The organism is Nocardia vermiculata NBRC 100427 (assembly GCF_001613265.1).
GTDB lineage: Bacteria > Actinomycetota > Actinomycetes > Mycobacteriales > Mycobacteriaceae > Nocardia > Nocardia vermiculata.
Map to the genome: position 1 here is coordinate 218,068 of NZ_BDCA01000003.1, position 12,538 is coordinate 230,605.

Genomic DNA, 12,538 nt, shown 5'->3' on the forward strand with positions numbered 1-12,538 from the left:
TCGGCGCACCTTCTTTACTGGGTGTCCCGCAAATTATGGAGGGCCGATGACGACCGAGAAGATCGCCGAGCGGACGCAATTCGCGTACTGGGTGCCCAACGTCAGCGGCGGGCTCGTCACCAGCACGATCGAACAGCGCACCGGCTGGGATTTCGAATACAACAAGAAGTTGGCTCGCACCGCGGAGAACAACGGCTTCGAGTATGCGCTGTCCCAGGTGCGTTATATGGCCTCCTACAGTGCCGAACATCAGCACGAGTCGACGTCGTTCAGCCTGGCGCTGCTGGGGGCGACGGAACGGCTGAAGGTGATCGCCGCCGTCCATCCGGGTCTGTGGCATCCCGCTGTGCTGGCCAAATTCGGGGCGACCGCGGATCACCTGTCCGGTGGCCGCTTCGCGATCAACGTCGTATCCGGGTGGTTCGGCGGGGAGTTCACCGCGCTCGGGGAGCCGTGGCTCGAGCACGATGAGCGGTACCGGCGCAGCGCCGAATTCCTCGAGGTGATCCGCAAACTGTGGACCGAGGACGAGGTGAACTACGCCGGTGACTTCTACCGGATACGCGATCTGAGTCTGAAGCCGAAGCCGCTCAACACATCCGAGCGGCCGAATCCGGAATTGTTCCAGGGCGGTAATTCGACGGCGGCGCGGCGTAACGGCGGCCGCCATGCCGACTGGTACTTCTCCAACGGCAAGGATTTCGCCGGTGTCACCGAGCAGATCGAGGATGTGCGGGCGGTGGCACGACAGCACGATCGTGAGGTGAAATTCGGCCTGAACGGCTTCATCATCGCCCGCGATACCGAGGCGGAGGCGCGGGAAACGCTTCGCGAAATCATCGCGAAGGCCGACCGGCCCGCCATCGAGGGATTCCGCGATTCCGTGCAGCAGGCCGGTGCCGCCACCCGCGACGGCAAGGGCATGTGGGCGGATTCGAGCTTCGAGGATCTGGTGCAGTACAACGACGGTTTCCGCACCCAGCTGATCGGCACGCCGGAACAGGTGGCGGAACGGATCGTCGCCTACCGGGACCTCGGCGTGGACCTCGTTCTCGGCGGTTTCCTGCATTTCCAGGAGGAGATCGAGTACTTCGGTGCCAAGGTGCTGCCGTTGGTGCGTGAATTGGAGGCACAGCGCGCACTGGAACCGGCGGGCACCCGGTGACCGGGCGCATCACCTCGGCGCACCAGGCGGTCGAGGTTGCCGAGCGACTGGCCGCGGAATTCGCCGTAGATGCGGCGGCGCGCGACAGCGCACGCAAACTGCCTCATGACGAGGTAGGCCGTTTGTCGGCCACAGGTCTGCTCGGCGTCACCGTACCCGCCGAATTCGGTGGTGCGGATCTGCTGCCGGCACAGGTGGCCGACATCGTGCGCCGGCTCGCGGTGGTGGACCCGAATATCGCGCAGATACCCCATTCACATTTCGTCTATCTGAATCTGTTGCGGCTGGCGGGAACTCACGCTCAGCGGGAACGATATTTCGGTCAGGTGCTCGAGGGTGCGCGGATCGCGAACGCGCAATCCGAACGCGGTGGGGCGACCATCGCCGATATCGCGACCACCGTGCGGCCCGCAGGCAACGAATTCCGGATCGACGGCGCCAAGTTCTACTGCACCGGTTCGCTGTTCGCCGATATTCTGGCCGTCCTGACTCGGCTCGACGATCCCGACGGCAGCAGCGGTCTCGCCCCGGGTGAATACATCGCCTTTCTGGCCGCGGATACCGCGGGAGTCACGATCGTCGACGACTGGAACGGACTCGGTCAACGCACCACCGGAAGCGGCACCGTGGCGTTCGAGAATGTTCGTGTCTCCGGCGATCAGCTGATCGCACGCGCCGCGGCCACTCAGGCGCCCACCGGCTACGGCGCTTTCGCGCAATTACTGCACGTCGCGATCGATGTCGGTATCGCCCGCGGGGCCCTCGACACCGCCGCCGAATTCGTGCGCACCAAGAGTCGCCCGTGGTTCGAGGCCGGGGTGGACAAGGCCACCGAGGATCCGCTGGTGGTGCAGCGGTTCGGTGAGCTGGCGGTCGCGGTGGCGGCGGCCGAGGCGACCTTCGACGCGGCGGGTCGTGCGGTGGATCGCCTGGTCGAGCTGACCACCACCCGGGCGGCGGATCCGCAGTCGATCGCCGCGCTCGCGGGCGAAACATCCATCGCGGTGGCCACTGCGAAGATCACCGCGGATCGGGCCGCCAACGAGGTGTCCAGTGCCTTGTTCGAGGTGAGTGGAACACGCAGTGCGGCCGCAGATCTGAATCTGGATCGGTTCTGGCGCAATGCGCGCACCCATACCCTGCACGATCCGGTGCGGTGGAAGTATCAGCACATCGGGCGCTCGGTACTCGGCGGTGCGCCGCCCCCGCTGCACGGCGTCATCTGATTTCCGGCCGCCGTCCCAGAGTGGAGAAGTGGTAAGCATGTCCGAACTGAACGAAATCCCCGCCGACAGTGCCGGCCTACGCCGCGCGTTCGCGCACTTCCCGAGCGGTGTGGTCGCCGTCTGCGCCGATGTCGACGGCGAACCGGTGGGCCTGGTGGTGAGCACATTCGTGCCGGTGTCGCTGGATCCGCCGCTGGTGTCGTTCTGCGTGCAGAACAGCTCGACGACCTGGCCGCGGTTGCTGGGGGCGCGGCGACTCGGACTCAGTCTGCTCAACGCGCAGCAGGACGGCGCCGCCACGAGTATGAGCCGTAAGGACGGCGATCGGTTCCGCGATGTCGAATTGCAGCGCGGTAGTGCCGATTCGGTCTTCGTGGAGGGCGCGGCGGCCTGGCTGGAGGGCACAGTGCACACCCAGGTGACCGCCGGTGATCATCAGGTGGTGCTGGTGGAGATCACCCGCCTGGCGACGCGCGCGCAGCACGAACCGCTCGTCTTCCACGGCAGCCGGTTCCGCCGCCTGTATCCGGTGCCGGCGTCAGCCGAGGTCGCGTAGGTCGTAGTAGTCGTCCCGCCGGGACGGCCGGAAACACAACCGCCGGCGTGGGCCCGGATCGGGTTCGGTGTGGTCGAGTACCGCCGCGGCCAGCCCGTGTGCCCGCATGCCGGCCCGGTCCATGTCCTGGCTCAGCGCGTCCAGATGGATGAGTGTGTGCCGCAGCAGCATCGGTGCGATATCGCCGGGCTCGTCGCAGGCGTCCTGATAGGCACGTACGGCGCGTGGATCCTCGGTGAGTGCGGCGATCCCACCCAGGCGCACCCGCTGTGTCAGGCCGGTCCAGATGCGCTCGTCCTCGGCGCTGTGCAGCTCGCGCCATCCACCGCGATAGTCGAGATCGCGGATGATGGCGTCGGCGGGTTTGGCGGTGCGGGTTTCGCCGACCACCGCCCACAGCGCCAGCAGCCAGCTCAGTGCCCAGAACACCGCGTCCGGGTCGCGCCGGGTGAGGCGATGCAGATCCGACCACGCGTCGTATTGGGTGAGCAGATTCGCCCACTCGAACACCAGCGTTTCGATTTCGCGCAGCAGTTCGGCCGGCAGGTCCTCCTCGGAGGGCCGTACGATCTCCACGGCGCGCGCGGACGTCGGATCGTGCAGTTCGACCATGTCGGTCTCGGTCGTCACGACCCATCTCAACGGTTCCCCGGCCATCCTTCGGATTGAGCCACGAATCTGCGCGGGGTGCAAGGATAATTTTCAGTCAGTCGTAAACTGCCAGCGTATTGTCCTACCGAGCGCCGGGGGAGGTTGCCGGGAGAAGTTTGCTGAACTGCCGGTTGGCAATTCGGGTCACCATCTCGTACGGCCAGGCGAACTTGCGGGCGAACCAGTAGGCGATCCGGATATCGGCCGAGGTGTGCACCAGGAAGCGGTTGCGCCGGACGCCGTCGATGATCCGCTCGGCCACCTGCTCCGGCGCCACGGCGTGCCCCTCGAACAGCCCGATCATCCGCCGCACCCGCGGGTCCTCCCGATCGACCCCGACGATCTGCACGGTGCCCACCAGCGGCGTGCGCACCGCCCCGGGCACCACCAGGCTGACCCCGATGCGGTGGCGTTCCAGATCGAAGCGCAGCACCTCGGACACACCGCGCAGCCCGTACTTGGCCGCGCTGTAAGCGCCGTGCCACGGCAGCGCGAGCAGACCTGCGGCCGAGGACACGTTGACCAGATGCCCGCCCCGGCCGGCGGCAACCATCGGCGGCACGAAGTTCTCGATGATGTGGATCGGGCCCATCAGATTCACATCGACCATCGATTTCCAGTGCCGATGCTCCAGATTCTCCACCGTGCCCCAGGTCGCGGCGCCCGCGATATTCATGACCACATCGAGGCTGCCGAACTCCTCGTGCACGCTCTTGGCCCAGGCGGTCACCGCCTCGTAGTCGGAGACGTCGAGCGCCTGCGAGTCCAGCACCTCACCACCGCCCGCGCGGATACTCGCCACCGCCTCGGCCAGCTTGTCGGCATCGAGATCGGTCAGCACCAATCGCATGCCCCGGGCCGCGGCTGCGGTCGCGGTGGCGCGGCCGATCCCGCTGGCCGCACCGGTGATCAGGCACTTCCGGCCGGTCAGATCCTTCATCGTGCACTCCAATGTTTTACGAACACCGATGTTCACAATAGGAATCGCAGGACAAAGCGTTAACAAGCCCGACGACAAGGTTATAGTAGGTACGTACCTACCTGGGTGCGTTGTCGCTCCAGTGAGATGCCGATCCAGTGAGATGCCGATGTTCACCGTGAGTGCTCGCGAGTTCAACCGGGACGTCAGCGCCGCCAAGCGCGCTGCGACCGAAGGGCCGGTCGTCATCACCGACCGGGGGGAGGAGGCTTTCGTGCTGCTGTCCATCGAGGACTACCGCCGGCTGCGCGCTGACGGCGAGGACCTTGTCGAACGATTGAGCATGGATGCCGACGACATCGCCTTCGCCCCCGAACCGATAACGATCGACCTGCAGGTTCCGGACCTGTGAGCTACCTGCTCGACACCAACGTCATCAGCGAACTCCGCAAATCCGCCCGCACCGTCGATCCGGCCGTCCGGTCCTGGGTCGCGGCCCACAGGCCCTCGGAGTTGTACCTGAGCGCCATCACCATCATGGAAATCGACATCGGCGTAGCCCGGGTAGAGCGCCGCGATCCCGTTCAGGGCCAACGTCTTCGAACCTGGCTCGAAGATGCGGTCCTGGATGCTTTCGCCGGCCGCATCCTGGACTTCGACCTCCCCTCCGCCCGTCATGCGGCCCGCCTGCACGTCCCCGACCCCCGGCCCGAGCGCGATGCGATGATCGCGGCGACGGCCGGCCAACATGGAATGACAGTGGTGACCCGCAACGGCAAGGATTTCCGCGAGCTGGGAGTTGCGGTCATAGACCCGTGGGTCGCGACCCGCCCCGATCAGCCCCACACTGGAGCTCGTGACTGCTGAACTGCGTTCTTTTTCCGTCGAGATCGATACCGATCGGTGGCGTGGCACGGTGCTCAGGGATGTGAATCTCACTGTTCCCGCCGGGCAGATCACCGCGGTGCTCGGTGGGCCCGGGGACGGTAAGACGATGATCGCCTATGCGCTGACCGGTCGGCTGCCGGGGACGGCGCACAGCACCGGTTCGGTGGTGATCGACGGCAGCGTCGGATATGTCCCGCAGGAGGGGGTCGATGCCTTCGCCCCGGACCGGACCGTCGGTGCGCAACTGCAGGAGCTGCAGCAGCTGCACGGGGGCTGGACTGTCGAGCAAGCCTGCGCGGCCGCCTATTACCCGCCCGATGCGGCAACGCTGCTGCCTGCGCACAACTCGGCGGGCCAGATCCAGCGCGCTGCCATTGCCGCGGCGCTGCTCGCGGCACCCGATGTGCTGGTAGCGGACGGCCCGACTTCCTCCCTGGACCAGGGCACTGCTCACGCCGTGTGGAAGTCGCTGCGCGAATACGCCGATTCGGGGGCCGCGTTGCTTGTGATCACCCACGATGTCGGCCTGCTCGCCGCCACCGGATATGCGGAGCGGGTGATCATCGTCAGTGAGGGGCAAATCCTCGCTACCGGGACACCGGCGGAGCTGGCCTCCTCCGAGGACCCTCGGGTGAACATGTACTTCCGAGCCTTCGGTGTTCGACCCACGACATAGGCAGATCGGGTGCGCGGGGGAGGGGCGAACATTGGCGGTGCCTGCAAGGGCGAACGGCCCCGACCGATTCGCAGGCGCTGTTGGGGAAGGTCGAGGAAGACGGCGCAAGCACATCCATTATGTCGGACACATACGATTGATATCCACGTATGTGTCCGACATAATGAAGTGATGCAGATTCGGATCACGAGCGGCGCTCGCAAGCACGGGTTGACCCGTACTCGCATCTTGGCGGCGCTGGAGAACGCCGAACTGGTCGAGAAGGTCGGGGACCAGATGGTGTTCTTGGGTATCGACAATCGTGGAGTCGAGCTACACATCATCCTGGTTCCAGACGATAAGAATCCCGACCGCCTGGCCTGCATCCACGCGATCCAGTACCACTACCTGACAAGGGGTGAGAAGTAATGGCCACCTTCAAGGACCTGTACGGCACGCCCGAACCCGATTCGAGTGACGAGCCCTTCATCTATCACGGTGAGGAACTGACTGACGAGCGCGCCGAGGAGCTCGCCGATGAGACCCTGGCGGAACTTCGTAAACGCAACTTGACGCCCGGTCGCAAGTCGTTGAGCGGTGCGGGGAAGCATTCGCCGAAGATCGAGTTCCGGGTACCGGCGAGATTGCGCGCCGAATTGGATGCTCGTGCTGCAGCCGAAGGGGTTACGCCGTCGAAGCTGGCGCGACGGGCACTGGAGGCATACCTGGATCACCCGAAAGCAAGCTGAGATCGCGCGCCCGCCTCGGCTCGGTTGCCGGTAGGTCCCTTCAACACCGACCTCGAGCCGAAAACGCGCTTACGTTCTATGCGAGGTCCAGACCGCCGGAAGATGCGGTGTCTACGAACGCATCCCACTCGCGCGGCGAGAACACCAAGGCGGGGCCGGAGGGATTCTTGGAGTCGCGCACGCCGGTCGAGCCGTCGGTGAGGAAGGCGACTTCTACGCACTCCTTTGCGCCACCGCTACGGGTGCTCTTGAACCACTGGGCCTTCGCCGAGACGGATTGCATGTCGCCAGCTCCTTCGGTCGCAATCACTGCGTTTCTATGCTCCGTCGAATGCGCCTGTGGCCGTCGTGGATACAAACGCCTCCCAGTCGGCCGACGAAAACACCAAGGCAGGGCCGGCCGGATTCTTCGAGTCCCGCACGCCGGTCGAACCGTCGACGAGGAATGCGACTTCCACGCACTCTTTTCCGGACTGGCTCTTGCTGCTCTTGAACCACTTCGCCCCGGATAGATCAGCCATCACGCTCGTGCTCCCTTGCTATGTGCCTCAACATGCTTCTGCTTGCGGAGGCGTCCAACGCCGACGCTCGTAGTACTTCATACCGTTGGTTGTAGAACCCGACGTCCTCGGCATTCTCAAGGTACATGTCACCGACGACGCCTTCGAGATATACAACCGGTGGCTCTACCTCGACACCGCTGTGCGAACCTTCGAAGCTCAAGATCACGAACGGCGGCATCGAAACACCATTGGGGAAGCCGACTGCGAACGGCAAGATCCGGACGGTTACATTGTCGCGCGTGCCCATGTCGGCCAGATGTCGTAGTTGGGCAGCCATAATCGCCGGGGAACCGACGACTCGACGCAAGGCCGCTTCGCCGATCACCACATCGAAAGACACAGGCTGGCTCCGACGCAACACGATATGTTGGCGCTGAGCCTTGATCTGAACCCGCTGATCCCACTGCTCCGGCGATTCGGTGGGCCACGCATCTGGGGCGAGCGCCCGGTCATAGCCCTTGGTTTGAAGAAGCCCGGGAATCAAATCCGGCTGGTAGGAAGCGAGACCTGTCGCCACTGCCTCGAGGCCGACATACACATCGAACGTCTTCGGAATCAGATCCCCGTACTGGTGCCACCAGCTCTTTACGTTGGCTTGTTTGGCCAGCCCGACGAGCGCATCGGTCAGATCGTCTGGGACGGCGTACAACTCGCACGCAGCCTTGATGTCGCGCGACTTGATGCGCGAATTCTGCCCCTTCTCGAGGCGTTGCAAGCTGCTCGCTCCGATCTCCAGCAGTGCTGCGGCTCGCTGCTGAGTGAGGCCCGAGCGTGAACGCCATTCGGTGAGATACCGGCCCAGTTGCCGCCTCGGCAGCGTGGACCCCGGTTCCGGCATGCGCCTACCTCCCCTGCGTCAGCACCCGTTACGGGTGCAGAGAATTCCCCACGTCGGGTACATCCTGACACTGTTCGCGGTGTGCGTCCTGGTGTTTCGGTGAAATCGTTTCGGAGTACCCGATTTTCGTAGACGCAGCTCACCGGCTGTTGTGTCATGGGTTCGCACGGTCGCGGCGAGCAGATCTTCTCGGATGCTCGAACCGAAGCCGCATGCATTCGCTCCAGGTCCCGAACGTCCGTACGAAGCGAGGTTGCATGAGTACGTCACCCCAAATCCCACACGGGGACAACGCACACAGTTACTGCGGTTTCTACCGCATGCAGCATGGTCTGCCCGCAACGATCGAGCCGTATGCCAACCTGATCGTTGTCAAAGTCGGTGCGGTGGCGGCCATTACGACACCCGGCGCGTTGGGAGCCCGGGTGCGGAATCTACTGCTGGCCCGTCAACTCACCCCCGGCCCGATCATTCTGCACACCCGCAGCCTCCGCTGGACCTACCTACTGACTCCGGACATCCCGTTCGACGACTACGACCTGTACGCCGAGATGTATCGGGCGTCGGTGACCGTTGCCCCGCTGGGCGCCTCGGTCGCGCTGCCGACGCCTGCCGATCCCGACGACAAGTACCGCGTCTGGAAAGAGCTGCCGTCCGGCTCGTCGCGGCTCTCGGCGGCTGTGCTGGTGGAAGTCGTTCGTGAATGTGCACGGTCGAGCAGTGTGGGAAGCAGATGAACGCGCAAACAGTTGCCTTGGTATTGGCGTGCTGGGTGGTGCTGGTCGGCGTCGTCCGGTTCGTGGTGGGGTGGCGGTTGCCGGAACTTGTGATCGGCTGCGCCTCGCGTGCTCATACCACCTCGAGGAAACGCTTCGCATAGGCGCGGACATCGGCGTCGGAATCCTGCAGGACGATCCGGAGGGCAGAGCGGGCGGAAGGGTCGGCCGGCCAATGGCCCAGGGTGAGGACTGCTGCCTTGCGGACGTCCGGATGAGGGTCGATCAGGGCGGATTCCAGAGCGGTGGCGGCAGCATCGGGGTCGAGACCGGCCCAGCCACGCGCACCGCCCTCGCGGATCTGCCAGGCCGAATCCCGCAGCGCCGCGCTGAGTAGCGCGCTGTCGGAGGCGTCGCCGAGGACGGCCAGGGCGGCCAGGGCGGCGGCGCGCACCAATGGGTCGCGATCGGTTGCGAGGGTGCGCACGGTAGCGATCCCGCCGATGCCGATTTCGGCGAGCCCGCGCGCCACTGCCACCCGCACTTCGCGGTTGTCGTCGTATGCGGCGGTCGTAAGAGCGGACCAGTCGTCCAGCGAGACCAGGGCGTGCACACCTTCGATCCGGACCCGATGGTCGCTGTCGACCAGGGCCTTGCCGAACAGCTCCGCCGATCCGCCGTGCTGAGCCCGCAGCAGGTCGATCACAGCGGCTCGGACCGAGGGATCGGGCGAGTCGGCGTAGTCTGCCAGCTCCGGTGCGGCGGGCAGGATTTCGACCAGTTCACGGAGGGCGGACACAGCGGCGGCACGCACCGAAGCATCGGTGTCGCCGAGGGCGGCGATCAGGGCGGTGGCAAATCCGTCGGGGGTGCCCTCGGTGAGGACCGACAGCGCGGTGGCACGCACCCGAGAGTCGGTGTCGTCGAGATAGTCGCGTAGCTCGCCGACGGTCGGCGCGTCCAAGCTCAGCAGTAGTGCGATGCGCGGTGCCGCGACGCTGTCGGCGGGCACGGGCACCGTGATGGCCGAGCGCGGGGCCGAGCCGCCGGTGGTGTTCTCGGTCAGTGGTGGTCGGCCGCGCAGCTCGGGCTGGCTGACCGCGATCGGTTCGGCGGCCGCCCCGGGCACCCGTTCCCACTCGGGGACGGGCACGAAATACGGCGCCACCGGGCGCTTCAGGAATTCCATCTCACCGGCGGCGTTCTTACGCAGGTTGAGGTGGAAACGCCAGTCCTCGTCATTGCGTTCGGGCAGGTCCACGCGATCGTGATATAGACCCCAGCGGGATTCGGTACGGGTCAGCGAGGACCGTGCCGCCATCTCGGCGCAATCGCGAATGAAATCGACTTCGGCGCAGCGCATCAACTGATGCGGGGTATCTGCGCCCATCGAGGCGATCTCCGCACGCATCCGCTCGAAGGTTTCCACCGCGAGCGACAACTTGGTCTGCGTTTTCGGCGGGGCCACATAGTCGTTGACGAAGCGGCGCAGTTTGTACTCGACCTGCTGTTGTGGCGGGCCGTCGGGATGGCGCAGCGGGCGGTAGATCAGTTCGTGCGCGTCGGCGAGCTGCGCCGCCGGAAGTGACTGCGGCGCCGCAATGTCGGGGAGCGTAGCGGAGGCGTGTTCACCGGCGAGGTCGCCGTAGACGAAGGCGCCGATCATGTAGTTGTGCGGTACGCACGCAAGGTCGCCGGCGGCGTACAGGCCGGGGATGCTGGTGCGGGCGTGCTCGTCCACCCATACTCCGGACGCGGAATGTCCACTGCACAAGCCGATCTCGGAGATATGCATCTCGATATCGTGGGTGCGGTAGTCGTGGCCGCGATTACTGTGGAACCGTTCGCGGGTGGGGCGCTCGGTGGTATGCAGAATCCCTTCCAGTGCGGAGAGGGTTTCCTCCGGCAGATGTGACACCTTCAGATAGATCGGCCCACGCGCCGAGTCGATCTCGCGGGACACCTCGGCCATCATCTGCCCGGACCAGTAGTCCGAATCCACGAACCGTTCGCCCTGCGCGTTGACCTGATACCCGCCGAACGGGTTGGCGACATAGGCGCAGGCCGGCCCGTTGTAGTCCTTGATCAGCGGATTGATCTGGAAGCATTCGATGCCGGAGAGTTCGGCCCCGGCGTGATACGCCATCGCATACCCGTCCCCGGCATTGGTCGGATTCTCGTATGTGCCGTACAGATAGCCGGAAGAGGGCAGTCCCAGCCGCCCGCACGGCCCGGTCGCCAGGATCACCGCCTTCGCCCCGACGGCCACGAATTCACCGGTGCGTGTGTTCAATGCCGCCGCGCCGACCGCGCGACCTCCCTCGGTGAGTACCCGCACCGGCATCAGCCGGTTCTCGATGCGAATCTTCTCCCGCATCTTGCGTTGCCGCAGTACCCGGTACAGCGCCTTCTTGATGTCCTTGCCCTCGGGCATCGGCAGCACATAGGAGCCCGAGCGGTGCACCCTCCGGACCGCGTACTCGCCGTAAGCGTCCTTCTCGAACTTCACGCCGTAGCGTTCCAGCCGCTGCACCATCGCGAAGCCACGGGTCGCGGTCTGATACACGGTGCGCTGATCGACGATCCCGTCGTTGGCCCGGGTGATCTCGGCGACGTAGTCCTCCGGTTCGGCCTTACCGGGGATGACGGCGTTGTTCACCCCGTCCATCCCCATGGCCAACGCGCCGGAGTGCCGCACGTGTGCTTTCTCGAGCAGCAGCACATTCGCGCCGTTCTCGGCGGCGGTGAGCGCGGCCATCGTGCCGGCGGTACCGCCGCCGATCACCAGCACATCGCAGTCCAGTCGCACGGTCTCGGACAGCTCGGGAATCTTCATTTGGGCACTCCACAGTCGTCGATGGTCGGGGCATCCTCCGACCGAGTTGTCGCGTCGGCGCTCAGGCGACGCTCGAGATGGGCGTCGAGTTCAATGCGGCGAGTATCTCGGCGCGTTCGGCACTGCGGTCGACATCCTTTTCCCGTGGCTTCGGCACCGTCAGCAGTGCGCGCACCGCTCGATCGGCGCCGCCGAGGACCGCCACCCGATCGCCGAGGGTGAGCGCCTCGTCCACATCGTGGGTGACGAAGACAATCGTGGTCGGATGACTTTTCCAGGTCTCGATCAGCAGCCGTTGCATGGTGATTCGAGTCGGGGCGTCGAGGGCGCCGAACGGCTCGTCCATCAGGACCGCACGCGGTGCACCGGCCAGTCCACGAGCCAGCTGCACGCGCTGACGCATGCCGCCGGACAGGCTCTTGGGCAGATAATCGCCGAAGCCGGTGAGCCCGACCTCCTCGATCCACTGTTCGGCCTTGGCGCGCCGTCCTTCTCGTACTTCGCCGCGCAGTTTCAGGGCCAGTTCGATATTGGAACGTACGGTGCGCCAAGGTAGTAGGGCGTTGTCCTGAAACACCATCGCGCGATCGCGGGACGGTCCGGTGACCTCTGCTCCGTCGGCGAGGACCGTTCCGGAACGAGGCGGCAGCAGGCCCGCCAACGCCCGTAGCACCGTCGATTTGCCGCAACCGGACGGACCGGTGAGGATCAGGATCTCGCCGGGCAGGATGTCCAGCGTCAATCCGTCCAGTACGGGAGCGCCGCCGTAACGCAGT

General features: G+C 65.4%; 16 protein-coding genes. 9 read left to right on the forward strand and 7 right to left on the reverse strand.

Annotated features, from left to right (window positions below):
* Positions 1–46: 46 nt before the first annotated feature.
* Genes sfnG through NV2_RS06820 form a run of 3 tightly spaced genes read left to right on the forward strand, consistent with a single transcriptional unit; the run spans position 47 to position 2,947 of the window.
* On the forward strand, positions 47–1,165 hold the full coding sequence (sfnG, locus tag NV2_RS06810; protein WP_067870662.1) for a dimethylsulfone monooxygenase SfnG: 1,119 nt from the start codon (positions 47–49) through the stop codon (positions 1,163–1,165).
* Positions 1,162–2,391 (forward strand): SfnB family sulfur acquisition oxidoreductase, encoded by a 1,230-nt coding sequence (locus tag NV2_RS06815; protein ID WP_067870663.1) that lies wholly within the window; start codon positions 1,162–1,164, stop codon positions 2,389–2,391. The genes sfnG and NV2_RS06815 overlap by 4 nt, the downstream gene beginning before the upstream one ends.
* Positions 2,392–2,428: 37 nt before the next feature.
* A complete protein-coding gene (locus tag NV2_RS06820; RefSeq protein WP_067870664.1) occupies positions 2,429–2,947 on the forward strand; it encodes a flavin reductase family protein in 519 nt (172 codons plus the stop codon).
* Here NV2_RS06820 and NV2_RS06825 read toward each other — a convergent pair.
* Positions 2,930–3,577 carry a hypothetical protein gene (locus NV2_RS06825; protein WP_157102770.1) on the reverse strand — a complete coding sequence of 216 codons (648 nt, stop codon included), beginning with the start codon at positions 3,575–3,577 and terminating at the stop codon, positions 2,930–2,932. The two genes, NV2_RS06820 and NV2_RS06825, sit on opposite strands and share 18 nt — an antisense overlap.
* A 103-nt stretch (positions 3,578–3,680) precedes the next feature.
* A complete protein-coding gene (locus tag NV2_RS06830) occupies positions 3,681–4,538 on the reverse strand; it encodes an SDR family oxidoreductase (RefSeq protein WP_067870666.1) in 858 nt (285 codons plus the stop codon).
* A 148-nt stretch (positions 4,539–4,686) separates the two neighbouring features.
* On the opposite strand from NV2_RS06830, the gene NV2_RS06835 reads away from it, so the two are divergent.
* The 5 genes from NV2_RS06835 (at position 4,687) to NV2_RS06855 (ending at position 6,809) form a co-directional block, all read left to right on the forward strand.
* Positions 4,687–4,929 carry a type II toxin-antitoxin system Phd/YefM family antitoxin gene (locus NV2_RS06835; RefSeq protein ID WP_067870711.1) on the forward strand — a complete coding sequence of 81 codons (243 nt, stop codon included), beginning with the start codon at positions 4,687–4,689 and terminating at the stop codon, positions 4,927–4,929.
* Positions 4,926–5,384 carry a type II toxin-antitoxin system VapC family toxin gene (locus NV2_RS06840; RefSeq protein ID WP_067870667.1) on the forward strand — a complete coding sequence of 153 codons (459 nt, stop codon included), beginning with the start codon at positions 4,926–4,928 and terminating at the stop codon, positions 5,382–5,384. The genes NV2_RS06835 and NV2_RS06840 overlap by 4 nt, the downstream gene beginning before the upstream one ends.
* Positions 5,374–6,081, forward strand: a complete 708-nt coding sequence (locus NV2_RS06845; protein WP_067870668.1) for an ATP-binding cassette domain-containing protein — start codon at positions 5,374–5,376, stop codon at positions 6,079–6,081. Before NV2_RS06840 ends, NV2_RS06845 begins: the two co-directional genes overlap by 11 nt.
* Before the next feature lie 171 nt (positions 6,082–6,252).
* Positions 6,253–6,489: a hypothetical protein gene (locus tag NV2_RS06850; RefSeq protein ID WP_067870669.1), complete on the forward strand. Its 237-nt coding sequence runs from the start codon at positions 6,253–6,255 to the stop codon at positions 6,487–6,489.
* Entirely contained in the window at positions 6,489–6,809 is a 321-nt protein-coding gene (locus tag NV2_RS06855) for a ribbon-helix-helix protein, CopG family (protein ID WP_067870670.1), read from the forward strand. Before NV2_RS06850 ends, NV2_RS06855 begins: the two co-directional genes overlap by 1 nt.
* Before the next feature lie 76 nt (positions 6,810–6,885).
* On the opposite strand, the gene NV2_RS06860 is transcribed toward NV2_RS06855, so the two are convergent.
* Genes NV2_RS06860 through NV2_RS06870 form a run of 3 tightly spaced genes read right to left on the reverse strand, consistent with a single transcriptional unit; the run spans position 6,886 to position 8,210 of the window.
* Entirely contained in the window at positions 6,886–7,092 is a 207-nt protein-coding gene (locus NV2_RS06860) for a DUF397 domain-containing protein (RefSeq protein WP_067870712.1), read from the reverse strand.
* A 34-nt stretch (positions 7,093–7,126) separates the two neighbouring features.
* A complete protein-coding gene (locus NV2_RS06865; RefSeq protein ID WP_067870671.1) occupies positions 7,127–7,330 on the reverse strand; it encodes a DUF397 domain-containing protein in 204 nt (67 codons plus the stop codon).
* Entirely contained in the window at positions 7,323–8,210 is an 888-nt protein-coding gene (locus NV2_RS06870; RefSeq protein ID WP_067870672.1) for a helix-turn-helix domain-containing protein, read from the reverse strand. The genes NV2_RS06865 and NV2_RS06870 overlap by 8 nt, the downstream gene beginning before the upstream one ends.
* 257 nt (positions 8,211–8,467) lie before the next feature.
* Between NV2_RS06870 and NV2_RS06875 the strand changes: the two genes are divergently transcribed.
* Positions 8,468–8,947, forward strand: coding sequence for a hypothetical protein (locus NV2_RS06875; RefSeq protein ID WP_067870673.1), 480 nt, complete (start codon positions 8,468–8,470; stop codon positions 8,945–8,947).
* Between the two features lie 112 nt (positions 8,948–9,059).
* On the opposite strand, the gene NV2_RS06880 is transcribed toward NV2_RS06875, so the two are convergent.
* Together NV2_RS06880 and NV2_RS06885 are read right to left on the reverse strand one after the other, a co-directional pair.
* Complete coding sequence (locus NV2_RS06880; RefSeq protein WP_067870674.1) at positions 9,060–11,762, reverse strand: fumarate reductase/succinate dehydrogenase flavoprotein subunit; 2,703 nt, start codon at positions 11,760–11,762, stop codon at positions 9,060–9,062.
* Positions 11,763–11,823: 61 nt separating this feature from the next.
* Positions 11,824–12,537 (reverse strand): ABC transporter ATP-binding protein, encoded by a 714-nt coding sequence (locus NV2_RS06885; protein WP_157102772.1) that lies wholly within the window; start codon positions 12,535–12,537, stop codon positions 11,824–11,826.
* Position 12,538: the final 1 nt, after the last annotated feature.

Excerpts from the sequence above, each read along its gene's own strand:
- NV2_RS06880 (WP_067870674.1), bottom strand. The coding sequence starts at position 11,762 with ATGAAGATTCCCGAGCTGTCCGAGACCGTGCGACTGGACTGCGATGTG.
- NV2_RS06855 (WP_067870670.1), top strand. The coding sequence starts at position 6,489 with ATGGCCACCTTCAAGGACCTGTACGGCACGCCCGAACCCGATTCGAGT.
- NV2_RS06870 (WP_067870672.1), bottom strand. The coding sequence starts at position 8,210 with ATGCCGGAACCGGGGTCCACGCTGCCGAGGCGGCAACTGGGCCGGTAT.
- NV2_RS06830 (WP_067870666.1), bottom strand. The coding sequence starts at position 4,538 with ATGAAGGATCTGACCGGCCGGAAGTGCCTGATCACCGGTGCGGCCAGC.
- NV2_RS06850 (WP_067870669.1), top strand. The coding sequence starts at position 6,253 with ATGCAGATTCGGATCACGAGCGGCGCTCGCAAGCACGGGTTGACCCGT.
- NV2_RS06835 (WP_067870711.1), top strand. The coding sequence starts at position 4,687 with ATGTTCACCGTGAGTGCTCGCGAGTTCAACCGGGACGTCAGCGCCGCC.
- NV2_RS06865 (WP_067870671.1), bottom strand. The coding sequence starts at position 7,330 with ATGGCTGATCTATCCGGGGCGAAGTGGTTCAAGAGCAGCAAGAGCCAG.
- NV2_RS06820 (WP_067870664.1), top strand. The coding sequence starts at position 2,429 with ATGTCCGAACTGAACGAAATCCCCGCCGACAGTGCCGGCCTACGCCGC.
- NV2_RS06875 (WP_067870673.1), top strand. The coding sequence starts at position 8,468 with ATGAGTACGTCACCCCAAATCCCACACGGGGACAACGCACACAGTTAC.
- sfnG (WP_067870662.1), top strand. The coding sequence starts at position 47 with ATGACGACCGAGAAGATCGCCGAGCGGACGCAATTCGCGTACTGGGTG.
- NV2_RS06860 (WP_067870712.1), bottom strand. The coding sequence starts at position 7,092 with ATGCAATCCGTCTCGGCGAAGGCCCAGTGGTTCAAGAGCACCCGTAGC.